General features: G+C 69.0%; 20 protein-coding genes. 10 read left to right on the top strand and 10 right to left on the bottom strand.

The window, feature by feature from the left end:
* Nucleotides 1-31 precede the first annotated feature (31 nt).
* From B073_RS0134600 to dnaB, 3 genes are all read right to left on the bottom strand, one after another.
* Entirely contained in the window at nt 32-814 is a 783-nt protein-coding gene (locus tag B073_RS0134600; RefSeq protein WP_018542652.1) for an oxidoreductase, read from the bottom strand.
* Nucleotides 815-912: 98 nt separating this feature from the next.
* Entirely contained in the window at nt 913-1,491 is a 579-nt protein-coding gene (locus tag B073_RS0134605; protein ID WP_026248002.1) for a TetR/AcrR family transcriptional regulator, read from the bottom strand.
* 122 nt (nt 1,492-1,613) lie between these two features.
* A complete protein-coding gene (gene dnaB, locus B073_RS0134610) occupies nt 1,614-3,095 on the bottom strand; it encodes a replicative DNA helicase (protein ID WP_026248003.1) in 1,482 nt (493 codons plus the stop codon).
* A 460-nt stretch (nt 3,096-3,555) separates the two neighbouring features.
* Here dnaB and B073_RS0134615 point away from each other — a divergent pair, with 460 nt between their 5' ends.
* Together B073_RS0134615 and B073_RS0134620 are read left to right on the top strand one after the other, a co-directional pair.
* Nucleotides 3,556-4,893: an MATE family efflux transporter gene (locus B073_RS0134615; RefSeq protein WP_018542655.1), complete on the top strand. Its 1,338-nt coding sequence runs from the start codon at nt 3,556-3,558 to the stop codon at nt 4,891-4,893.
* 40 nt (nt 4,894-4,933) lie between these two features.
* Nucleotides 4,934-5,800 (top strand): trypsin-like serine peptidase, encoded by an 867-nt coding sequence (locus tag B073_RS0134620; protein ID WP_018542656.1) that lies wholly within the window; start codon nt 4,934-4,936, stop codon nt 5,798-5,800.
* Between the two features lie 82 nt (nt 5,801-5,882).
* Here B073_RS0134620 and rplI read toward each other — a convergent pair whose 3' ends face one another.
* The 4 genes from rplI to rpsF all read right to left on the bottom strand — a co-directional run bounded on the left by rplI (nt 5,883) and on the right by rpsF (nt 7,678).
* On the bottom strand, nt 5,883-6,329 hold the full coding sequence (rplI, locus tag B073_RS0134625; protein WP_018542657.1) for a 50S ribosomal protein L9: 447 nt from the start codon (nt 6,327-6,329) through the stop codon (nt 5,883-5,885).
* An 18-nt stretch (nt 6,330-6,347) separates the two neighbouring features.
* Nucleotides 6,348-6,584 carry a 30S ribosomal protein S18 gene (rpsR, locus tag B073_RS0134630; protein ID WP_003978893.1) on the bottom strand — a complete coding sequence of 79 codons (237 nt, stop codon included), beginning with the start codon at nt 6,582-6,584 and terminating at the stop codon, nt 6,348-6,350.
* A gap of 127 nt (nt 6,585-6,711) precedes the next feature.
* Nucleotides 6,712-7,305, bottom strand: coding sequence for a single-stranded DNA-binding protein (locus tag B073_RS0134635; RefSeq protein ID WP_018542658.1), 594 nt, complete (start codon nt 7,303-7,305; stop codon nt 6,712-6,714).
* Nucleotides 7,306-7,387: 82 nt separating this feature from the next.
* Complete coding sequence (gene rpsF / locus B073_RS0134640) at nt 7,388-7,678, bottom strand: 30S ribosomal protein S6 (RefSeq protein WP_018542659.1); 291 nt, start codon at nt 7,676-7,678, stop codon at nt 7,388-7,390.
* Nucleotides 7,679-7,908: 230 nt separating this feature from the next.
* Here rpsF and B073_RS0134645 point away from each other — a divergent pair, with 230 nt between their 5' ends.
* The 3 genes from B073_RS0134645 (at nt 7,909) to B073_RS0134655 (ending at nt 10,560) form a co-directional block, all read left to right on the top strand.
* A complete protein-coding gene (locus B073_RS0134645) occupies nt 7,909-8,226 on the top strand; it encodes a hypothetical protein (protein WP_018542660.1) in 318 nt (105 codons plus the stop codon).
* A gap of 123 nt (nt 8,227-8,349) precedes the next feature.
* Nucleotides 8,350-9,468: a lipid II:glycine glycyltransferase FemX gene (locus tag B073_RS0134650; RefSeq protein ID WP_018542661.1), complete on the top strand. Its 1,119-nt coding sequence runs from the start codon at nt 8,350-8,352 to the stop codon at nt 9,466-9,468.
* A gap of 60 nt (nt 9,469-9,528) precedes the next feature.
* Nucleotides 9,529-10,560, top strand: a complete 1,032-nt coding sequence (locus B073_RS0134655; protein ID WP_018542662.1) for an alanine racemase — start codon at nt 9,529-9,531, stop codon at nt 10,558-10,560.
* A 90-nt stretch (nt 10,561-10,650) separates the two neighbouring features.
* Here the strand turns inward: B073_RS0134655 and B073_RS0134660 are convergent, their stop codons facing one another.
* Together B073_RS0134660 and B073_RS0134665 are read right to left on the bottom strand one after the other, a co-directional pair.
* A complete protein-coding gene (locus tag B073_RS0134660) occupies nt 10,651-12,132 on the bottom strand; it encodes a glycosyltransferase family 87 protein (protein ID WP_018542663.1) in 1,482 nt (493 codons plus the stop codon).
* Nucleotides 12,133-12,266: 134 nt separating this feature from the next.
* Nucleotides 12,267-14,912 carry a transglycosylase domain-containing protein gene (locus B073_RS0134665; RefSeq protein WP_078508315.1) on the bottom strand — a complete coding sequence of 882 codons (2,646 nt, stop codon included), beginning with the start codon at nt 14,910-14,912 and terminating at the stop codon, nt 12,267-12,269.
* Nucleotides 14,913-15,270: 358 nt separating this feature from the next.
* On the opposite strand from B073_RS0134665, the gene B073_RS0134670 reads away from it, so the two are divergent.
* From B073_RS0134670 to B073_RS47370, 4 genes are all read left to right on the top strand, one after another.
* Nucleotides 15,271-15,939, top strand: a complete 669-nt coding sequence (locus B073_RS0134670; RefSeq protein ID WP_018542665.1) for a PadR family transcriptional regulator — start codon at nt 15,271-15,273, stop codon at nt 15,937-15,939.
* A 59-nt stretch (nt 15,940-15,998) separates the two neighbouring features.
* Entirely contained in the window at nt 15,999-17,081 is a 1,083-nt protein-coding gene (locus B073_RS0134675; RefSeq protein ID WP_026248005.1) for an inositol-3-phosphate synthase, read from the top strand.
* A gap of 77 nt (nt 17,082-17,158) precedes the next feature.
* The gene (locus B073_RS0134680) at nt 17,159-18,427 is read left to right on the top strand and encodes an MFS transporter (RefSeq protein ID WP_018542667.1); all 1,269 of its coding nucleotides are present in this window, start codon (nt 17,159-17,161) and stop codon (nt 18,425-18,427) included.
* 122 nt (nt 18,428-18,549) lie between these two features.
* Nucleotides 18,550-19,155 carry an LppU/SCO3897 family protein gene (locus tag B073_RS47370; protein WP_199788228.1) on the top strand — a complete coding sequence of 202 codons (606 nt, stop codon included), beginning with the start codon at nt 18,550-18,552 and terminating at the stop codon, nt 19,153-19,155.
* 172 nt (nt 19,156-19,327) lie between these two features.
* Here B073_RS47370 and B073_RS0134690 read toward each other — a convergent pair whose 3' ends face one another.
* Complete coding sequence (locus B073_RS0134690) at nt 19,328-20,803, bottom strand: CCA tRNA nucleotidyltransferase (protein ID WP_018542669.1); 1,476 nt, start codon at nt 20,801-20,803, stop codon at nt 19,328-19,330.
* A 250-nt stretch (nt 20,804-21,053) separates the two neighbouring features.
* Here B073_RS0134690 and B073_RS0134695 point away from each other — a divergent pair, with 250 nt between their 5' ends.
* Complete coding sequence (locus B073_RS0134695; protein ID WP_018542670.1) at nt 21,054-23,309, top strand: DUF6049 family protein; 2,256 nt, start codon at nt 21,054-21,056, stop codon at nt 23,307-23,309.
* Nucleotides 23,310-23,324 lie beyond the last annotated feature (15 nt).

The following is a 23,324-nucleotide window of genomic DNA, read 5'->3' on the forward strand; positions in this document are numbered from 1 at the left end:
GCGGGCCGGGGCTGCCCGCCCCGCCCCCGCCTCAGAGCGTCTTGACCGTGCCGCCGTCGATGACGTGGTCCGCGCCCGTGATGTTCCCGGCCACGTCGGAGAGCAGGAAGACGATCAGGGCCGCCACCTCCCGCGGCTCGGTGATCCGCCCGGTGGTGATGCCGAACGCCGCCGGGAGCTGCCGCAGGAACGCGCTGTGTTCCGCGCCGGCGTGCGCGGCCACCTTCCCGCCGAAGCCGTCCGGGTCCTCCCAGATGGCCGTGCGCACCACGCCCGGGGAGACGGTGTTGACACGTACGCCCTGCGGCCCGAACTCCTCGGCCAGCGACTTCCCGAGCGCGGCCAGCGCCGCCTTGGCCGCGCTGTAGGCGACCGGACCGGCGCCCGGCAGCCGGGAGTTGACGGAGGAGACGTTGACGACGGAGCCGCGACGCTCGATCAGGCTGGGCAGCGCGGCCCGGGTGGCGCGGACCGCGCTCATCAAGTTGAGGTCGAAGACGGCGCTCCACCGCGCGTCGTCGGTGTCCAGGAACCCGACGGGCTCCACGGCGTCCCCGGCGCCGACGTTGTTCACCAGCAGGTCGATGCCCCCCAGCTCCGCGAGGGCACTGTCCATCAGGGCGGCCACACCGTCCGCGGTGCTCAGGTCGGCGGAGACCGCGAACGCGCCGGTCGCCCGGAGCTCCGGGGTGAGCGTGCGGGCCGCTCCGACGACCCGCACCCCCTCCTCCCGCAGCGCCCGGACGGTGGCCAGCCCGATGCCACGGCTGGCACCGGTGACGACGGCGGTCTTGTCGGCGAGGTCGAGCTTCATGGGACTCCGATCCGTGACATCAATTCTTGAACTGTAGGTACAAAATCTGGGTAGCGAGCGACCCTGCCATCGACGGCCATCGGTGGAAGACCCGCAGGTCAGAGCACGTCGAGCGTCGCCTCGATCACCCGGGTCAGCCGCTCCGGCCCCTCGGCGACCCGGGCCAGCAGCCGGAGGCCCACAACAGTGGCGAGCAGCATGCTCCCGATCGCCCGGGCATCACGGTCCGGCGCGATCTCGCCCGCCCGCTGGCCCTCCTCGATGAGCGCCCGGAACGCCCCCTCGGTCCGGTCGAACATCCGCCGGACCAGCTCGGTGGCGGTCTCGTCCGCCCCCGAGAGCTCCGCCGCGACATTGACGGCCAGACAGCCGCGGCGGTCCGGGTCGCCGAGATCCATCACCACGAGCAGACGCAGCGCGTCGCGCAACCGCTCCTTCGCCGGGCCGGACTGCTCCAGCATGGCGATCAGGGCCTGCGCCTGATCGTCCCGGTAGCGCACCAGCGCCCGCTCGAACAGCGCGTGCTTGCTGCCGAAGGCGTGGTAGAGACTGCCCTTGCCGATGCCGAGCGCGTCGACGAGGTCCTGCGGCGTCGTGGCGGCATACCCCTTGCGCCAGAACACCTGCATGGCCTGCTCGACGGCGGCGTCCGGATCGAACTGCTTGGGCCTTCCCATGTCCGGCACAGTAGCACCATTCTTGACTCACAGGTCCAGAACAACGAAAAGGCCCACGCCCCACACGGACACACCCTGGATCCCGCAACCGGGGACCTGGACCATGGGGCCCAGAGCCCCGCTCAGGTCTGCGCCATGTCCACGAAGCGCGAGTAATGACCCTGGAACGCCACGGTGATTGTCGCCGTGGGACCGTTACGGTGCTTGGCCACGATCAGGTCGGCCTCGCCGGCCCGTGGCGACTCCTTTTCGTAGGCGTCCTCGCGGTGCAGCAGGATGACCATGTCGGCATCCTGCTCGATGGAACCGGATTCACGCAGGTCGGAGACCATCGGCTTCTTGTCCGTGCGCTGCTCGGGACCACGGTTCAGCTGCGAGAGCGCGATGACCGGGAGTTCCAGCTCCTTGGCGAGCAGCTTGAGGTTACGGGACATGTCCGAGACCTCCTGCTGCCGGCTTTCCGCGCGCTTGGAACCACCGGACTGCATCAGCTGCAGATAGTCGATGACGACCAGCTTGAGTTCGTTCCGCTGCTTCAGCCGGCGGCATTTGGCGCGGATCTCCATCATCGAGAGGTTCGGCGAATCGTCGATGTAGAGCGGGGCCGCCGAGACGTCCGGCATCCGGCGCGCCAGCCGCGTCCAGTCGTCGTCGGTCATGCTGCCGGAACGCATGTGGTGCAGCGCGACCCGGGCCTCGGCGGACAGCAGACGCATCGCGATTTCGTTGCGCCCCATTTCCAGCGAGAAGATCACGCTCGGCAGGTTGTTCTTGATCGAGCAGGCCCGCGCGAAGTCCAGCGCGAGCGTGGACTTACCCATGGCCGGACGGGCCGCGATCACGATCATCTGGCCCGGATGCAGGCCGTTGGTCAGCGCGTCGAGATCGGTGAATCCCGTCGGCACGCCCGTCATCTGGCCCTGCCGCGAGCCGATCGCCTCGATCTCGTCGAGCGCGCCCTCCATGATCTCGCTGAGCGGCAGATAGTCCTCGCTGGTCCGCTGCTCGGTGACGGCGTAGATCTCCGCCTGGGCCTTGTTGACGATCTCGTCGACGTCGCCGTCGGCGGCGTATCCCATCTGCGTGATCCGGGTGCCGGCCTCGACGAGGCGGCGGAGCACGGCCCGCTCGTGGACGATCTCGGCGTAGTACTCGGCGTTGGCGGCCGTCGGTACGGACTGGACCAGGGTGTGCAGGTACGAGGCGCCGCCGACCCGGCCGATCTCGCCGCGCTTGGTCAGCTCGGCCGCGATGGTGATCGGGTCGGCCGGCTCGCCCTTGGCGTACAGGTCGAGAATCGCCTGGAAGATCAACTCATGGGCGGGGCGGTAGAAATCCTCGCCCTTGAGGACCTCGACGACGTCCGCGATGGCGTCCTTGGACAGCAGCATGCCGCCGAGCACGGACTGCTCGGCGTCGAGGTCCTGCGGCGGGACCCGCTCGAAGCTGCCGGACCATGAACCACCGCCGCCGTCGTCGTCGCGGTCCTGGCGGTCGCCGCGGCCCCGGCCCTTGCCGTCGCCCCGGCGGGAGCGGGCGGCCGGCAGCAGGTCGCTGGGACCGGAGTCCGTCCAGGGGTCGTCCATGGGCTCGGGAATGCTCACCCCGGCACCTCCTCCCGTCCGCGACGCGGACCTTGCTGTGCGGGTTCCTTCTTACGGCACAGCCCTGACAATCGAGACGCCCGACTCCGGTTACGGCGCGTCGAGTTCGCGGGGAACTCTCGGCCGGAACAGGCGGCGGGCGCCGGACCACGGTAGGCCCGCGCGCACCGTCCGCCAATCTGGTTATCCACAGGCCGTGTGGATGACCGCCCCATAGCTGTGGAGAACTCCCCGTATCCTGTGCACGGGCTGGGGGAAACCTCTGTGGACAAGCACACAATCACGCCACCCCCACCCATCTGACCTGCACTTTTCTCATCCATAGGCTGTGGGGGAGAAAAACTTCGGCAAGCTGTTCATGATCGCCGCTTACGGCACACGGGCGACGCCCGCACAGAGCGGAAAGTAAGGATCACAACACAGTTGCATCTCTTACCTGTGGACGATTAGATTGCGCCTCATGACATCGGCCCCCGCGATACCTCGGCGCGCCCTCCGCCGCCATGACCGCGAGATCATCGCGCTGGCTCTGCCCGCCTTCGGGGCCCTCGTCGCGGAACCGCTCTTCGTCATGGTCGACAGCGCCGTCATCGGCCACCTCGGCACCCGCCAGCTGGCCGGCCTCGGCGTCGCCGCCGCCCTCCTCACAACCGCCGTCTCGGTCTTCGTCTTCCTCGCCTACGCCACCACCGCCGCGGTCGCCCGCCGGGTCGGCGCCGGCGACCTCCCGGCGGCGATACGCCAGGGCATGGACGGCATCTGGCTCGCCCTGCTGCTCGGCGCCGCGGTCGTCGCCGTCGTCCTGCCCACCGCCCCCTGGCTCGTCGAGGTCTTCGGCGCCTCGCCGTCCGCCGCCCCGTACGCCACGACGTATCTGCGCATCAGCGCACTCGGCATCCCCGCGATGCTGATCGTCCTCGCCGCCACTGGAGTGCTCCGCGGCCTCCAGGACACCAGAACCCCGCTGTACGTCGCCATCGGCGGCTTCACCGCCAACGCGGCCCTCAACGCCGCACTGGTCTACCTCGCCGGGCTCGGCATCGCCGGCTCCGCCTGGGGCACCGTCCTCGCCCAGTGCGGCATGGCCGCCGTCTATCTCACCGTGGTCGTGCGCGGCGCCCGCCGGCATGGTGCCTCGCTCCGCCCGGACGCCGCCGGAATCCGGGCCTGCGCCCAGGCCGGCGTCCCGCTGCTGATCCGGACGCTCTCGCTGCGCGCGGTGCTGATGATCGCCACCGCGATCGCCGCCCGGCTCGGGGACGCCGAGGTCGCCGCCCACCAGATCGTGCTCTCCCTGTGGTCCCTGCTGTCCTTCGCACTGGACGCGATCGCCATCGCCGGCCAGGCCATCATCGGGCGCTACCTCGGCGCCGGCGACCGGGACGGCGCCCGCGCCGCCTGCCGCCGGATGACCCAGTGGGGCATCGCGTCCGGCATCGTCCTCGGCGCGCTGGTGGTGCTCGCCCGGCCGCTGTTCATCCCCCTCTTCACCAGCGACCCCGCCGTCCAGCAGCCGCTGTTCACCACGCTCCTGGTCGTGGCGGTCACCCAGCCCGTCGCGGGCATCGTCTTCATCCTCGACGGGGTCCTCATGGGCGCGGGGGACGGGCCCTACCTCGCGGGCGCCATGGTGGTGACGCTGGCCGCGTTCGTCCCCGCGGCGCTGGCCGTACCGGCCCTCGGCGGCGGCCTCGTGGCGCTGTGGTGGGCCATGACCGTGATGATGACCGTGCGGATGCTGACATTGTGGCTGCGCACCCGCTCCGGACGGTGGATTGTGACCGGAGCCTCCCGCTGAAGCACCTACCCAAGCCGGCCGCCGTGCAGATAATGACCTTGTGCGCTCGCTTGCCAGGAAATCCATCCTGCCCCTGACGCTGATCATCGTCGGGGCAGCCGCAGTGGTGGGCTACGCGGCGGAGGAGTCGCACCCGAAGAGAATCGCCGGCGACCACACCGGCTACGGAAAGTCCGGCGAACCCGGCGAGGGCCCCCAGGACCAGGACCCCTCGGCCAGCGCCCCACCCGCGGTCGGCAACGCCTACACCCCGCGCCGCACCGAGGAGAACGCCCGGATCGGCGCGGTCTTCGAGAAGGACGACCGCGGCGCCCACTTCTGCACCGCCAGCGTGGTGCAGAGCCCGGGCCGGAACATGCTGATCACCGCGGCCCACTGCGCCTTCGACGCCGACTCCGGAAAGCCGGTGGACGACCTGGTCTTCGCCCCCGACTACCGCAACGGCGACGAGCCCACCGGCCTGTGGAAGGTCAACAAGGTCATGGTCGACGACCGCTGGGCCAAGTCGCAGGACGAGGACCTCGACGTCGCCTTCGTCACCCTCGACGCCAAGCAGGGCAAGGAGATCCAGGACGTCCTCGGCGGCAACACCCTCGGCATCGACCGCGGCTTCGACAACGAAGTCAAGATCACCGGCTACCCCACCAGCCGGGACACCCCGATCTCCTGCCAGAACCACACCACGAAGTTCAGCGACACCCAACTGCGCATCCAGTGCACCGGCTTCGAGGGCGGCACCAGCGGCAGCCCATGGCTGGCCGACTACGACCCCAAGAGCCACACCGGCACGGTCATCGGCGTCCTCGGCGGCCACGAAGGCGGCGGCGACGAGGACGACGTCTCCTACGCCGCGTACTTCGACGACGACATCGCCGCCCTCTACAAGCGCGCTCAGGACGAGGACTGACCTCCGCGCCGGACCGTCCGCGCACGGCGAAGGGCCGCACCCCACGAGGGGATGCGGCCCTTCAGCGCTGTGCGGACTGCGCTCAGGCGGCGATGACCTCGACGCCGAGCTTCGCGACGACCTCGGCGTGCAGACGCACCGAGATCTGGTGCGCGCCCAGGGTCTTGATCGGCGAACCGACCTCGACGCGGCGCTTGTCGACGTCCGGACCACCGGCGGCCTTGATCGCCGAGGCGATGTCGGCCTGGGTGACGGAGCCGAACAGGCGGCCCGCTTCGCCGGCACGCACGGCCAGCTTCACGTTGACGCCCTCGAGCCGAGCCTTGACCTCGTTGGCCTGCTCGATCGTGGCGATCTCGCGGATCTTGCGACCGCGGCGGATCTGCTCGACGTCCTTCTCGCCACCCTTGGTCCAGCGGATCGCGAAACCACGCGGAACCAGGTAGTTGCGGGCGTACCCGTCCTTGACGTCGACGACGTCGCCGGCGGTGCCGAGGCCGGAGACCTCGTGGGTGAGGATGATCTTCATTTGTCGGTCACCCTTCCCTTATCGCGCGGTGGACGTGTAGGGCAGCAGCGCCATCTCACGGCTGTTCTTCACGGCCGTGGCGACGTCACGCTGGTGCTGGGTGCAGTTGCCGGTGACTCGGCGGGCACGGATCTTGCCGCGGTCGGAGATGAACTTCCGCAGCAGGTTCGTGTCCTTGTAGTCGACGTAGGAGATCTTCTCCTTGCAGAACACGCAAACCTTCTTCTTAGGCTTGCGAGCAGGCGGCTTCGCCATTGTCTCTCTCCAGTGAGTTCAAGAAGTGTGTGCTGACGCCCTCAGGCACCAGGCCGTTCTCCGACCACGTTTCACGTGAAACACGCCGTTTCACGTGAAACACCGGCGGGAGAACGCATCCCCGGGCCTAGAAGGGCGGCTCGTCCGAGTAGCCACCGCCGGAGCCGCCGCCCCAGCCACCGCCGCCACCCTGCTGGCCGCCGCCAGAAGGTCCGCCGGTCGCCCACGGGTCGTCGGCCGGAGCGCCGCCGCCCTGCTGACCGCCGCCGGGGCCACCGCCCCAGCCGCCGCCACCCTGGCCACCGCCTTGGCCGCCGCCCTGACCGCCGCCGAAGCCGCCGCCCTGGCCGCCGCGACCGCTGGTCTTGGTGACCTTCGCCGTCGCGTTGCGCAGGCTCGCGCCCACTTCCTCGACGTCGAGCTCGTAGACCGTGCGCTTCACGCCTTCGCGATCCTCGTACGACCGCTGCTTGAGGCGGCCCTGGACGATCACGCGGGTGCCCCGCGTAAGGGACTCGGCGACGTTCTCCGCCGCCTGACGCCACACCGAGCAGGTCAGGAACAGGCTCTCGCCGTCCTTCCACTCGTTGGTCTGGCGGTCGAAGGTGCGGGGAGTGGACGCGACGCGGAACTTCGCGACCGCCGCACCGGACGGGGTGAAGCGCAGCTCGGGGTCGTCGACAAGATTGCCGACGACCGTGATGACGGTCTCGCCTGCCATTAGGGGAACCTCTCGGCGGGTGTGCTGCTGGCTGCTGGTGTTGCTGCTACTCGAACCCGGTTACCGCTGGACGCGTACGCGCTCAGTGGGTCTCGGGACGGAGGACCTTGGTCCGAAGAACCGACTCGTTCAGGTTCATCTGACGGTCGAGCTCCTTGACGACCGCAGGCTCGGCCTGCAGGTCGATGACCGAGTAGATGCCCTCGGGCTTCTTGTTGATCTCGTACGAGAGACGACGACGGCCCCAGGTGTCGACCTTCTCGACCTTTCCGTTGCCCTCGCGGACGACGGAGAGGAAGTTCTCGATCAGGGGGGCGACAGCGCGCTCCTCAAGATCGGGGTCGAGGATGACCATCACCTCGTAGTGACGCATGTGGAACCCACCTCCTTTGGACTCAGCGGCCACGGTCGTTCCGTGGCAGGAGGGTCGTAATGCGTTTCCGCGCCCGCCGGCCCGTGCATCCGGGCAGACATGTGCGCAGACCGTACAGAGTACCTGCCTCCGCGCTTCCGGTTGAAATCCGCCCGTCAGACCCCCCAATCTGGAACACAACGGGTGTGAGCGGCGTTACAGTGCGCCGCCCTGTCAGTCGGAGGTGCCGTATGGCCCAGGCAGCACGGACCCAACGGAATCTGGTCGCGATCCTCAACAGCGACGGACAACCCCATCCCATCGAGAACACCCTCGCGGTCGTGACCTTGGTGCTCGGCGCGATCTCCGCCTTCACGGCGCTCTCTCCCAGCCTGCACCTGGTCAGCTCGTGGGTGGGCCTGATCGGAATCGGCACGGGCCTGTGGGGCCAGTACATCTCCTCGACGACGGCGGAACGCTTCCTTTTGATCATCGGACTCGGCGCGGCGGGCGTCGGCTTCTACATCGGCCTGGCGCACGGCGGCCTTTTCGGCGGCGTCATCGGCTAGGGCGCGCCTGTACGGAGCCCGGCCCCGTACGGCCCAGACGGGGTGCTCCCCGGTCACAGTAGGCTTCGGCGCGAGAGCCGGAGCCCCGAACCAAGGGGACACACCAGCCGAGGAGCGCCCCGCATGAGCCTGACCCTGAGGACCATCAGTCGAGAGCAGCATCTGGCATACATCCAGAGCCTGCCCGCGGCGAGCCACATGCAGGTCCCGGCCTGGGCCGACGTCAAGGCCGAGTGGCGGTCCGAGAACCTGGGCTGGTTCGACGCGTCCGGCGAGCTGGTCGGCGTCGGTCTGGTCCTGTACCGCCAGCTGCCCAAGATCAAGCGGTACCTCGCGTACCTCCCCGAGGGCCCGGTCATCAACTGGTACGCGCCGAATCTCGAGGACTGGCTGCGGCCGATGCTCGCCCATCTCAAGCAGCAGGGCGCCTTCTCCGTGAAGATGGGCCCGCCGGTCATCATCCGCCGCTGGGACTCCGCCGCGATCAAGACCGGTATCCAGAGCCCGGACGTCAAGCGGCTGCGGGACGTCGAGGCCAGCCACATCGAGCCGCGTGCCTTCGAGGTCGCCGACCGCCTGCGCCGCATGGGCTGGCAGCAGGGCGAGGACGGCGGCGCCGGCTTCGGCGACGTCCAGCCCCGCTACGTCTTCCAGGTGCCGCTGGCCAACCGCTCGCTGGAAGAGGTCCACAAGGGCTTCAACCAGCTGTGGCGCCGCAACATCAAGAAGGCCGAGAAGGCCGGCGTCGAGGTCGTCCCGGGCGGCTACGAAGACCTGGCCGAATGGCAGCGGCTCTACGAGATCACCGCCAAGCGCGACCAGTTCCGGCCGCGCCCGCTCAGCTACTTCCAGCGCATGTGGTCCGCCCTCAACACCGAGGACCCGAACCGCATGCGGCTCTACTTCGCCCGCCACAACGGCGTGAACCTCTCCGCCGCGACCATGCTCGTCGTCGGCGGGCACGTCTGGTACTCGTACGGCGCCTCGGACAACATCGGCCGCGAGGTCCGGCCCTCCAACGCGATGCAGTGGAAGATGCTGCAGGACTCCTACGCGCTCGGCGCCTCGGTCTACGACCTCCGCGGCATCAGCGACTCGCTGGACGAGAACGACCACCTCTTCGGTCTGATCCAGTTCAAGGTCGGCACCGGCGGGCAGGCTGCGGAGTACCTCGGCGAGTGGGACTTCCCGCTCAACAAGCTCCTGCACAAGGCGCTCGACCTCTACATGTCGCGCCGCTGACCGTTTCACCGCACCGTCCGCAGTTCTGACACACCCCACGAGAAAGGTTCCGGGCCGGCCATGGCGCTCACCCTCTACGTCAACACCGCGCGCTGGCGGGCGCATCAGCAGAGCGTTCTCCAGCAGTTCCCCGGGCTCGTCCCGGTCTGCAAGGGCAACGGCTACGGCTTCGGCCACGAACGCCTCGCCGAGGAGGCCACTCTGCTCGGTTCCGACATTCTCGCGGTCGGCACGACCTACGAAGCCGCCCAGATCAAGGACTACTTCAGCGGTGACCTGCTGGTCCTGACGCCGTTCCGGCACGGCGAGGAGCCGGTGCCGCTGCCGGACCGGGCGATCCGCTCGGTCTCCTCGGTCGAGGGTGTGGGCGGGCTGGTCGGCGCCCGGGTCGTCATCGAGGTCATGAGCAGCATGAAGCGGCACGGCGTCAAGCCGGAGGACCTGCCGAAGCTGGCCGCGGGCATCGACGACGTGCGGCTGGAAGGTTTCGCCATCCACCTCCCGCTGGACCGCACCGACGGCTCGGACTCGGTCGACGAGGTCATCGGGTGGATGGACCGGCTGCGCGCCAACCGCCTCCCGCTGCACACCATGTTCGTCAGCCACCTCAAGCCCGACGAGTTCACGCGCCTCCAGCAGCAGTTCCCGCAGACCCGCTTCCGCGCGCGGATCGGCACGCGGCTCTGGCTCGGCGACCACGAGGCCACCGAGTACCGCGGCTCGGTGCTCGACGTCACCCGCGTCGCCAAGGGCGATCGGTTCGGCTACCGCCAGCAGAAGGCGACCGCCGACGGCTATCTCGTCGTGGTGGCCGGCGGCACCTCGCACGGCGTCGGGCTGGAGTCGCCCAAGGCGCTGCACGGCGTGATGCCGCGCGCCAAGGGTGTGGCCCGCGCCGGCCTGGCGACGGTCAACCGCAACCTCGCACCGTACGTCTGGTCCGGCAAGCAGCGCTGGTTCGCCGAGCCCCCGCACATGCAGGTGTCGATCCTCTTCGTCCCGGCGGACGCCCCCGAGCCCAAGGTGGGCGAGGAGCTGGTGGCCCACCTCCGGCACACCACCACGCAGTACGACCGCCTCGTGGAGCGCTGAGCCGCCCGGCCCGGCACGCACCGACGCCGGGGGCCCGGTGCCGCGGAATGTCCGCAGCACCGGGCCCCCGGCGCTTTTCGGCGCGCCCGCTCAGTCCCGTGCGACGCCCCAGTGCACCCGTGGCGCCGCCTCGAAGTGCACCGCATGCCGTGGCGCGTGGTGCGCCCGGCCCAGCACGAACACATCGGGGCTCCGGTCCAGCACGCCCCCCGACGGGTCGTCGTCCCCGTCCCTGCGGACCACGTCGCGCTCCGGCATCAGGATGTCCCGGACGACCACGGCGCACAGATAGAGCGTGCCGAGGAGGTGCAGCGCGATGGCCAGCTGGTAACCCTCGGGCGGCAGGCCCTGGTGCTTGTCGCCGTTGCCGGTGTAGGCCAGGTACAACCAGATGCCCAGGAAGTACATCACCTCGCACGCCTGCCAGATGAGGAAGTCCCGCCACCGCGGGCGGGCCAGCGCCGCGAGCGGGATCAGCCACAGGACGTACTGCGGTGAGTAGACCTTGTTGGTGAGGATGAACAGCGCCACGACGAGGAAGGCGAGCTGCGCGAAGCGGGGCCGCCGGGGTGCGTAGAGGGTCAGCAGCGCGAGGGCGCCGCAGCCCAGGATCATCAGCAGCGACGCATAGAGATTGGCGTTCTCCAGGGGATTGCCGGTGCGCTGCGAGATCAGCAGCCAGACCGACCCGAAGTCGATGGGCCGCTCCTGGCTGAAGGTGTAGAACTTCGCCCAGCCCTCGCGGATGTGGAAGCCGGACGCGTCATGGGCGATCATCACCGGCAGATTCACCACCAGCCACGACACCACCGCGCCGACCACCGCCCGGCCGTACGCGCGCCATGTGCCCGCCCGCCAGCACAGCACCAGCAGCGGGCCCAGCAACAGCACCGGGTACAGCTTTGCCGCGGTCGCCAGCCCGATCAGGACACCGGACGCCAGCGGGCGGCTGCGCGACCACATCAGCATCCCGGCGGCGGTCAGCGCGACCGCCAGCAGGTCCCAGTTGATGGTCGCGGTGAGCGCGAAGGCCGGGGCGAGCGCCACCAGCAGCCCGTCCCAGGGGCGCCGCGCGTGGGTACGGGTCACGCAGACCGCGATCACGGCCGCACAGACCATCAGCAGGCCGGCGTTGACCAGCCAGTAGATCTGCTCCCGGTCCTGGATCGCCCCGCCGTGCGGCGTCAGCCAGGAGGCGACCTCCATGAAGAGCCCGGTCAGCACCGGGTACTCCAGATACTGCATGTCGCCGGGCAGCCTGTCGAAGTACGGGATCAGCCCGTCGGCGAAGCCCCGGCCCGCGTAGAGGTGGGGGATGTCCGAGTAGCAGGCATGGACGTACTGGCTGGTGGCGCCGAAGAACCAGCCGCCGTTGTAGCAGGGCAGCTTCTGCACCATGCCGAGCGCGAACATCCCGATGGCGACGAGCGCGATGACCCGCACCGGCGTCAGCCGGTACGCCCCGAGCAGCGCGCGCCGGCCGATCGGTCCGCCGATCAGCTCGCTGCCGGCCGCGGCCACCTCATCCCGTTTCGTCGGCCGTACGGGCTCGTCCTGTCGCAGGCTCGTCATGGCCCCATCCTGCCGTACGGGACGGGGACGAACGCGACGAAGCCCCCGCCCGGTGAATCCGGGTCGGGGGCTTCGTGGAGCCATGTTTCACGTGAAACGGCCGGTCATGTGCCGCCGTGTTTCACGTGAAACGCTCAGGGGCTCTCACCGCCGGTGGGCCCGCCGAAGATTCCTCCTCCGGTGCTTCCGCCGCTGGTCGGGTCGGGCGTTACCGGAGGTGTGCCTCCGGTGTCACCACCCGGGCCGCCGGTGCCACCGCCGGTACCCCCGGTGCTCCCACCGTGGTTCTTGCAGTGGATGTCCCAGGGGGAGCAGGTCTGCGTCGGCGTCGGGCTCGCGCTCTGCGACGGGCTGGCCGAGCTGCTGGGCGACCCGGACGGGGTCGGCGACGCGGTGGTCGGGGCGGGCGTCGGCGTGGGCGACGGCATCCCCGGCTCGTTGATGACCTGGCCGATCGGCTGGGCCTGCGGGAACTCCTCCGGGGTAACGCCCTGCATCGCCTGCAGCATGTACTGCGTCCACACCTCTGTGGGCAGCGCGCCACCGTGAATGGAGTCGAAGCCGCCGACACCGTTCATGGACAGCTGGCGCGGGTTCTGGGCGTCCTCGCGGAACATGGTGATGGCCGTCGACAGCTGCTTGGTGTAGCCGACGAACCAGGCCGACTTGTTCTCGTCCGTGGTACCCGTCTTGCCCGCGGCCGGCATGTTGAGCTGCTTCGCTGCCTTGCCCGTGCCGTTCTGGACCACGTTCTCCAGCACGTCGGTGACGTTGTTGGCGATGTTCGGATCGATCGTCGAGTGCGGCGTCGGCTTGTCGAAGCCGGACAGCTCCTTGCCTTCCGAGATCACCTTGGTCACCGAGTACGGCTCCGCCTGCGTGCCGGAGGCGGAGAAGGTGGCGTAGGCGTCGGCCATCCGGATCGCGCTCGGCGTGGACGTGCCCAGCGCGAAGGACGGGTTGAGGTTCCTGTCGAAACTGGACGGCGCGATGCCCGCGGCCCGCGCCATGTCCCGCACCTTGTCCATCCCGACGTCCATACCGAGCTGCACGAACGGGGTGTTGACCGACTGCTCCATCGCCTTCCGCAAGCTGATGTAGCCCCAGGGGTAGTTGCTCTCGTTCACCTGGTAGAAGGGCGAGTTGTCCTTCTTGAGGACAAAGCTGCCGTCCGCGTTCTTCACCTTGAGGTGGTCGTCGCCGTTGTACTTGCTGTCCGGCGAGATCGCCTGGCCGCTGCCGGCCTTCCCGTACTTCATCGCCGCGGCCAGGACGAACGGCTTCCAGGTCGAGCCGACCGGCACTCCGTAGGTGTCGGCGTTGTTGCTGAAGTGTCCCTTGTCGTAGCCGTCGCCGCCGTACAGGGCCACGATCCTGCCGTCGCCCGGCACCACCGAAGCGCCGCCGAACTGGACGTACTTGTCCTTTTCCGGCCGCTTCTTCGGATCGATGTAGTGGTCGTCGACCTTCTTCACTGCGGCGGCGAGTTCCTTGGTCTTCTTCTCGTCGAAGGTCGTCTGGACCGTGTACCCGCCCTTGTCGAAGCGGGCCTCGCTGATGTCCGGCCTGTGCTTGAGGACGTACTTCTTGGCGACGTCGATCAGATAGCCGATCTGCCCGCCCTTGCTGGCCCCCGCCTTGGGCTTCTGCGGCATGGGGAAGCCCTTGGCCTTCCACTTGGCCGCCTCCGCCGACTTCAAGTGGCCGTTCGCCACCATGCGGTCGAGGATCCACGCCCAACGCTCCTTGGCCCGTTGGGTGTTCATCGCCGGAGTGGCGTTCGCACCGATACCGCCCGCCGGGTCGTACAGGTTGGCACCCTTGAGCGTGGAGGCCAGGAAGGCGGACTCGCTCGGGTTCAACTCGGGGGCGTTCTTGCCGTAGTACGCCTGGGCCGCCGCCTGGATCCCGTAGGCCCCCCGGCCGAAGTAGCTGGTGTTGAGGTAGCCGGCGAGGATCTGGTCCTTCGACTGCTTCCAGCCGACCTTGATCGAGATGAACAGTTCCTTGAACTTCCGGTCCAGGGTCTGTTCCTGGCTCAGCATCGCGTTCTTGACGTACTGCTGAGTGATGGTCGAGCCGCCCTGGGTGTCGCCGCCCCGCGCCATGTTGAACAGAGCCCGGAGGATACCCATCGGGTCGACACCGTGGTCTTGCCGGAAGGAGGCGTTCTCCGCGGAAATCACCGCATTCTGCATGGAAAGCGGGATCTCGCTTATGTCGACCAACTGGCGGTTGGTCTCACCGTCGCGGGCCATGACCTTGTGGTCGGCCCAGAGGTAGACGTTGTTCTGCGACTGGGCGGCCTTGTTCACGTCGGGCACCTGCACCAGCGCGAGGCCGACGCCGGCCACCCCCACGATCAGGCCCGCGACCGCGACGGACATACCGGCGACCTGTTTCCAGGACGGCATCCACCGCCGCCACCCTGTGTGGTTGGCGCGCGGGTAGTCGATGAAACGCTTCCTGGGCGGCTTTCCGCCGCCCCGGCCGCGCCCCCGGCCGCCTTCGCCGCCACCTCCGCCACGGCGGCCGCCGCCATGACCGGCACCGCCTCCGGAAGCCATTGCCGCGGCATCGGACTGCCGTCGGCGTCCGCCGCGTTGGGCGGCCCGACGGGCCTCGGCGCGTCCGCCCGGCCGCGGCTGCGGCGGAGGCGGAGGCGTGGCACCAGCGCCCTGCGGCGGCACGGCACGGCGTCCGGAGGACGGTGCGGCGCGTCTGGCAGCGGCACGCCCGCCACCATTCGGCTGGGGTGGTTTGCGACGGTGCTCGCTCATGGAACGAATACTCCTCGGGCAGGCGCGCTTTCTCGCCTGAAGGCGGCTGTTGTCTTCAGGTCCCCCCGATGCACGACCCGTTCCTGACGCGCGGGCCGCACTACACCGAGGTCAGGGACGTCACGTATAGGCCCACGGTTCCCGGCAGTCTGCATGCCGCACAGACTACGCACGGCCAAAACCTGCCCAGTGTTGAAATTCACTCCAAAACAGTCAGGTTGCGTCGCACGAATAAGTGATGTGACGCCGTTCACCGTCCGACCACTTGTTCCGCCCAGGGTGCCGATCTATCGTCTGGATGTATCGAGTCGATACATCAGCACGAGATAAAGACCGCACAGGGCCCAGGAGGCGGAGGATGAGCAGGCGTTCCGGCATCCTCGAATTCGCCGTCCTCGGCCTGCTCCGGGAATCCCCGATGCACGGCTACGAGTTGCGCAAGCGGCTCAACACCTCGCTCGGGGTCTTCCGCGCGTTCAGCTACGGCACCCTCTACCCCTGCCTCAAGGCTCTGGTCGCCAACGGCTGGCTGGTGGAGGAAACGAGCGGCGCCCCGGACGGCGTTCCCGCCACGGCGCTGACCGGACGCCGAGCCAAGATCGTCTACCGGCTGACCCCGGCGGGCAAGGAGCACTTCGAGGAGCTGCTCAGCCACTCCGGGCCGGACGCCTGGGAGGACGAACACTTCGGAGTCCGCTTCGCGTTCTTCGGCCAGACGTCGCGGGACGTGCGGATGCGCGTGCTGGAAGGCCGCCGCAGCCGGCTGGAGGAGCGCCTGGAGAAAATGCGCACCTCCCTGGCCAGAACCCGCGAGCGGCTGGACGACTACACCCTCGAACTGCAGCGGCACGGCATGGAGTCCGTGGAGCGCGAGGTCCGTTGGCTGAACGAGCTCATCGAGAGTGAGCGCGCCGGCCGCGAACAACGCACATCGGATCCCGCGGCGCAGGACGAGAGCAACCAGTCAGGAGATGCGGGCGGCCTGCCCCGGCGCCGGGGTGGTTCCCGGCCGGATCCGTCCGAATGACACCACCACATGAGGCCCTGCCGTACAGGCCCTCATCGAGAACACAGGGAGCAACCGGAATGGGTTCGGTTCGCGTAGCCATTGTCGGCGTGGGCAACTGCGCCGCCTCGCTGGTACAGGGCGTCGAGTACTACAAGGACGCCGACCCCGACAGCCGCGTGCCCGGCCTCATGCACGTGCAGTTCGGCGACTACCACGTCCGCGACGTCGAGTTCGTGGCCGCGTTCGACGTCGACGCCAAGAAGGTCGGCCTGGACCTTGCCGACGCCATCGGCGCCAGCGAGAACAACACCATCAAGATCTGCGACGTGCCGAACACCGGCGTCCAGGTCCAGCGCGGTCACACCCTCGACGGCCTCGGCAAGTACTACCGGGAGACGATCGAGGAGTCCCCGGCGGCCCCGGTCGACGTCGTCCAGGTCCTCAAGGACAAGCAGGTCGACGTCCTGGTCTGCTACCTCCCCGTCGGCTCCGAGGACGCGGCGAAGTTCTACGCCCAGTGCGCCATCGACGCCAAGGTCGCGTTCGTCAACGCCCTCCCGGTCTTCATCGCCGGCACCAAGGAGTGGGCCGACAAGTTCACCGCGGCCGGTGTGCCGATCGTCGGCGACGACATCAAGTCGCAGGTCGGCGCCACCATCACGCACCGTGTGATGGCCAAGCTCTTCGAGGACCGGGGCGTCATCCTGGACCGCACGATGCAGCTGAACGTCGGCGGCAACATGGACTTCAAGAACATGCTCGAGCGCGAGCGCCTGGAGTCCAAGAAGATCTCCAAGACGCAGGCCGTCACCTCCCAGATCCCCGACCGCGAGCTGGGCGAGAAGAACGTCCACATCGGCCCGTCCGACTACGTCGCCTGGCTGGACGACCGCAAGTGGGCCTACGTCCGCCTGGAGGGCCGCGCCTTCGGTGACGTCCCGCTGAACCTCGAGTACAAGCTCGAGGTCTGGGACTCCCCGAACTCCGCGGGCGTCATCATCGACGCGCTGCGCGCCGCCAAGATCGCCAAGGACCGCGGCATCGGCGGCCCGATCCTCTCTGCCTCCTCGTACTTCATGAAGTCGCCGCCGGTGCAGTACTTCGACGACGAGGCCCGGGAGAACGTCGAGAAGTTCATCCGGGGCGAGGTCGAGCGCTGACCGCTCGCCGCACCCTCGCTCAGCCGGCCTCCGGGTATTCCTCCCGGAGGCCGGTGGGCTGTGTGAGGCTGTGCCTCATGCATGCTGTGCGCGATCTCCGCGTGTTACTCCACCTGCGCGACTTCCGTTCGCTCCTGACCGCACGGCTTCTCTCCCAGGCCGCCGACGGGGTGTTCCAGGCAGCGCTCGCCACCTTCGTCATCTTCTCGCCCGAGAAACAGGCATCGCCCGAGGCGATCGCCTCCGCGATGGCGATCCTGCTGCTGCCGTACTCCCTCCTCGGGCCGTTCACCGGCGTCCTGCTGGACCGCTGGCGCCGGCGGCAGGTCCTGCTCTACGGCAACCTGCTGCGCACCCTGCTCGCCGCGCTCACCGCGGTGCTGATCGCGATACAGGTACCGGACTGGCTCTTCTACGTCTCCGCGCTGTGCGTGACCGCGGTGAACCGCTTCGTCCTGGCCGGGCTTTCGGCCGCTCTGCCGCGGGTGGTAGACGGCGGACAGCAGCTCGTGATGGCCAACTCCCTTGCGCCCACAGCCGGAACGCTCGCCATGACCGCCGGTGGCGGACTCGCCTTCGCCATCCGGCTGGCCGGCGCGGACGTGGACGCCGTCGTGGTGCTGCTCGCCGCGCTGCTGTACCTCAGCTCCGCCCTCACCGCCCTGCGGATGACCCCGCAGTTGCTCGGGCCCGACTCCTCGGTACTCCAACCCCGCCTGAAAGAGGCGCTGTTGAGCACCGTGCGGGGACTGCTGGCGGGCCTGCGCCATCTCGCCGCGCGCCCCACGCCGTCCGGTGCGCTCACCGCGATGACGCTGGTCCGTTTCTGCTACGGCGCGCTGACGGTCATGGTCCTGATGCTGTGCCGGTACGCCTGGTCCAGCAGCACGTCCAAGGGCCTGGCGCTGCTCGGGGTGACCGTCGCCGTGTCGGGAGCCGGGTTCTTCGCGGCCGCGGTGATCACGCCCTCGGCGGTCGGGCGCCTCGGCGCCTTCGGCTGGATGGCCTGCTGCGCCGCCGCGGGCGCGGTCCTGGCCCCCGCACTCGGACTGTTCTTCCTGCCGGCGCCGATGCTGGTGGCCGCGTTCGCGCTCGGCCTGGGCACCCAGGGCACCAAGATCACCACGGACACAGTGGTCCAGTCCTCGGTCGACGACGCCTTCCGCGGCCGCGTCTTCGCCCTCTACGACGTACTGTTCAACGTCGCCTTCGTCGGCGCCGCCGCGGTGGCCGCCCTGATGCTGCCGCCCGACGGGCGATCGGCGGTACTGATCATCACGGTCGCCGCGCTCTACGCCGTGGTCGCGGCGGCCCTGGCGCGCTTCGCTCGTCGTAGAGCGCGTTGAAGGCCCCCGCGGACGGCGCGGTCGCCCTCTGCGGTACCACCCCGCCGGAGCGGATACCTTACGGGCGTCATTCACACGTTCGGATACGTCACTTCCGGACGCACCACCATCGGGGGATTCCCATGACCACGCCGCCGGGGCACAGCCCGTACGGCCAGAACCCTTACGCGCAGCAGCCGTACGGCCAGGCTCCCTATCCGCAGGCTCCACAGCCGCCGCAGGCCCCCTACGGAGCCCCGCCGTTCGGGCAGCCGCAGGGCGGACCGGCACCCCAGGCCGGATACGCCTATCCCCAGCAACCGCAACCTCCGTACGGCCAGCAACCGCACGCCGGCTTTCCGCAGGCACCACAGCAGCCCTATGTCCAGGGCGGACCGCCCGCCCCTCCCCAGCCGACCCACCCGCGCCGGTCACCCAAGGCGGTGCTGCGGGGCGTTGGCGTCATCATCGGCCTGATCGTCATCGCCGTCGCCTGGATCAGCAGCCTGGACGATGCGGACAGCGCCAAGGCCGGTGACTGCGTCAAGAAGTCCAGCAGCGCGCTGGACGACGGTCTGGCCGTGGTGGACTGCGGAACGGCGGAGGCCCAGTACAAGGTCGCCGGGGTACACAACGGTTCCTCCGACCCGTCGGTGTGCGCCGCTGGACAGGACGCCTACGTCAAGACGGTGCATCGCCGTCGGCGGGCCGACACGGCCATGGTGCTCTGTCTCACCCCCACGAAGTAGCGCACCCGCAAGAGCCTCGGATAGCGAGAGGGGCGGTGTTTCACGTGAAACGGCCGGTCGTGTGCCGCCGTGTTTCACGTGAAACACCGCCCCGTCGCGCTCAACCCGGTTTCACGTGAAACATCGCGGTTTCACGGACGCACAGGCTCTCGCCGTGTGGGCTTCCGCGCCCTCAGCTCTGAGCGGCCCACCATTCCTTGAGAGCGGCCACCGCGACCTCGTGCTCCATCGGGCCGTGCTCCAGCCGCAGCTCCAGCATGTGCTTGTACGCCTTGCCGACCTGCGGGCTAGGACCGATGCCCAGGATCTCCATGATCGCGTTGCCGTCCAGGTCCGGACGGATCGCGTCCAGCTCCTCCTGCTCCTGAAGCTGCGCGATGCGCTCCTCGAGCCCGTCGTAGGCGCGCGACAGGGCGGCCGCCTTGCGCTTGTTGCGGGTGGTGCAGTCCGAGCGGGTCAGCTTGTGCAGACGCGTCAGCAGCGGGCCGGCGTCCCGGACGTAGCGACGGACCGCGGAGTCCGTCCACTCGCCCGTGCCGTATCCGTGGAAGCGCAGATGCAACTCCACCAGACGCGCCACGTCCTTGATCATGTCGTTGGAGTACTTCAAGGCGGTCATGCGCTTCTTGGTCATCTTCGCCCCGACCACCTCGTGGTGGTGGAAGGAGACCCGACCGTCCTTCTCGAAGCGCCGCGTCTTGGGCTTGCCGATGTCGTGCAGCAGCGCCGCCAGCCGCAGCACCAGGTCGGGCCCGTCGTCCTCAAGGTCGATGGCCTGTTCCAGCACCGTCAGCGAGTGCTCGTAGACGTCCTTGTGGCGGTGGTGCTCATCGCTTTCCAGACGCAGCGCGGGCAGCTCCGGCAGCACCCGGTCGGCGATCCCGGATTCGACCAGCTGCCGCAGGCCCTTGAGCGGGTTCGGGGCCAGGAGGAGCTTGTTCAGTTCGTCGCGCACCCGCTCCGCGGAGACGATCTCGATGCGCTCGGCCATCTCCGTCATCGCCGCGACGACCTCGGGTGCCACCTGGAAGTCCAGCTGGGCGGCGAAGCGGGCCGCCCGCATCATCCGCAGCGGATCGTCGGAGAACGACTCCTGCGGCGTCCCCGGAGTCCGCAGCACGCGGGCCGCCAGGTCCTCCAGCCCGTCGTGCGGGTCGACGAACTCCTTCTGCGGAAGCAGCACCGCCATGGCGTTGACCGTGAAGTCCCGGCGGATCAGATCGTCCTCGATCGAGTCGCCGTACGACACCTCGGGCTTGCGCGAGGTCCGGTCGTACGCCTCGGAGCGGTAGGTCGTGATCTCGATGTCGAACGAGTCCTTCTTGCACCCGACCGTGCCGAAGGCGATACCGACCTCCCAGACCGCATCCGCCCACGGCCGGACGATCTTCAGCACGTCCTCGGGCCTGGCGTCGGTGGTGAAGTCCAGATCGTTGCCGAGCCGACCGAGCAGCGCATCCCGGACCGACCCGCCGACCAGGGCAAGCGTGAACCCGGCCTCCTGGAAACGGCGGGCCAGATCGTCCGCGACGGGGGACACCCGCAGCAGCTCGCTCACGGCACGTCGCTGCGCGTCGTTCAGCGCGTCCGTCGACTGCGGAGTCCGCTCGGTCTGCGTGGAGGGGAAGTCATTGTTGGCGTTCGGCACAACAGAAAAGGGTACGTGGCCGCGCAGCACCCCGGCGTCACGTTAATAAAGGGGACAAGGGGTACATGGCCTCCCTGCGCGGTGATCATGTGGCGCAGTCCCCGGCACTACGGCGCGCCGGGCCTCGTTACCATTCGTGGACGCACATTCCGACGACCACTGACGACGACGAGGGACGGGCGAGCGCGTGGCCGATGCGGCAGGGTTCCAGGCGACTGAACGGCCGCGTGGCCGGTGGCGGCGCAGGACCGTGACGCTGCTCACCGGGGTACCCCTGCTCGTAGGAACGCTGCAGGTCGTACCCGCCCCCGCGGCCAAGGCGGCGCCGACCGACGCACATCCGGTCAATGTCACGATCAACGCGATGTCGCCGGCCGCCCCCGGCAAGGACGACACCGTCACCGTCTCCGGCACGCTGACCAACGACAGCAAGAGCGCGATCACCAACGCCCACGTCGGACTGCACCGCGGCTCCGCGCTCAACGACCGCAGCTCCATCGAGGCTGTGACCAAGCGCACCGGTTATCTGCCGGGGGCCGACGGCAAGGAGATCGACGACCACACCGAGAAGATCGACAAGCTGGATCCGGGCGCCAGCCGGCCCTTCACCGTCAATGTCCCGGTCAAGGACCTCGGCCTCAGCGACGACGGCGTCTACCCGCTCGGGGTGACCCTGTCCGGACACTCCGCGGGCTCGCCCTACGACCAGGTCCTCGGTATCGACCGGACCTTCCTGCCCTGGCAGGGCGCCGCACCGGCGAAGAAGACGCAGCTCACCTACCTGTGGCCGCTGATCTCCACCACCCACCTCACGGCCGAGACCGGTGCCGACGCCCAGCAGACGCCGGTCTTCCGCAACGACGACCTCGCCGCGGAGATCGCGGACGGCGGCCGGCTCCAGAAGATGGTCGAGCTCGGCAAGAACCTCCCGGTGACCTTCGTCATCGACCCCGATCTGCTCGCGACCGTCGACGCGATGACCAAGCCGTACCGCGTGCACGACCCGGACGGCCCGATGGGCAAGAACCAAGCCGTCGCCAAGCAGTGGCTCAACGATCTCGTGAACGCCGTGAAGGGCCACGAGGTCGTCGCGCTGCCGTTCGGCGACCCGGACCTGGCCTCGCTCGCCCACCACGGCAAGAGCGTGCCCAGCGCGCTCAGCCACCTCGGCCCGGCCACCGAACTCGCCTCGAAGACGGTGGACACCATCCTCGGCGTGAAGCCGCGCACCGACTTCACCTGGCCGGTGAACGGCGCCATCGACTCCTCGGTCGTCGACGTCGCCACCTCGGCCGGCGCCCACAACGTCATCACCCGCAGCGACAGCCTGCGCGACAACAGCCTGCCGTACACCCCGACCGCCGCCCGGCCCATCGGCGGCGGCAACACCGCCATCGTCACCGACACCCAGCTGTCCCGGGCCTTCGAAGGCGACATGTCGAAATCCGGGAACGCCAGCCTGGCGATCCAGGAGTTCCTCGCCGAGGCCCAGATGATCGGCCTGGAGAATCCGGAACAGCAGCGCAGCATCGTCGTCGCGCCGCAGCGGATGCCCTCGCTGAGCCAGGCCCAGGCGATGGCCGGCGCACTGCGGAACCTGGAGTCGGCCGGCTGGGTCCAGCCGACGAAACTCGGCGACGCCGCCAAGGCCAAGCCCGACCCGGACGCCAACCGCCAGATCCCCGCCCGCTCGGCATACCCGTCGTGGCTGCGCCGGCAGGAGCTGCCCGGCGACGCCTTCCGGAAGATCGAGGACACCCAGACCGCGCTGGACGACTTCCAGGTGGTCCTGGCCCAGCCGGAGCGCGTGGTCACCCCGTTCGGCAACGCCATAATGCGCGAGATGTCCACCTCGTGGCGGGGCGATGCCAAGGGTGCCACCGCGTTCCGCACCTCGGTCCGCGGCTATCTCGACGACCTGACCAAGAAGGTCCATCTGATCCCCAAGTCGGAGGCGACGCTCTCCGGCCGCAGCGCCACGATCCCGGTGACGGTCCAGAACAACCTTCTGCAGGGCGTCAAGGGCCTGACCCTGAAGCTGACCTCGTCGCAGCCCAACCGCCTGGACGTGGGCAAACCGCAGCTGATCAAGGTGGACGGCGGCCACAGCCAGTCGTTCAAGTTCGAGACCACCGCGAACGCCAACGGTCTCGCCTGGGTGACCGCCCAGCTCTACACCTCGGACGGCAAGCCCTACGGTGAGCCGATGACGTTCCGGGTGAACGTCACCGAGATCACCGCCACTGTGATGCTCGTCATCGCCGGCGGCGTCCTGCTGCTCGTGCTCGCCGGCGTCCGGATCTACCTCCAGCGCAAGCGGGCGGCCGCCGAGGACACCGAGGACGAGGAAAACGGCGAGGACAACGGCGGTTCTGCCGCCGAGGACAAGGACGGCGAGGACGGTGGCGCGGCCGGCGACGGCCCCGAGCAGCCGAGTGACCCCGCGCCGGACACCGGATCGGGAAAGTCCGGGCCGTCCGGCTCGGGTGAGAAAGTGGACCGTTGATAGACGACGGGGCCG

This window comes from Streptomyces sp. MspMP-M5 (genome assembly GCF_000373585.1).
Classification (GTDB): Bacteria; Actinomycetota; Actinomycetes; order Streptomycetales; family Streptomycetaceae; genus Streptomyces.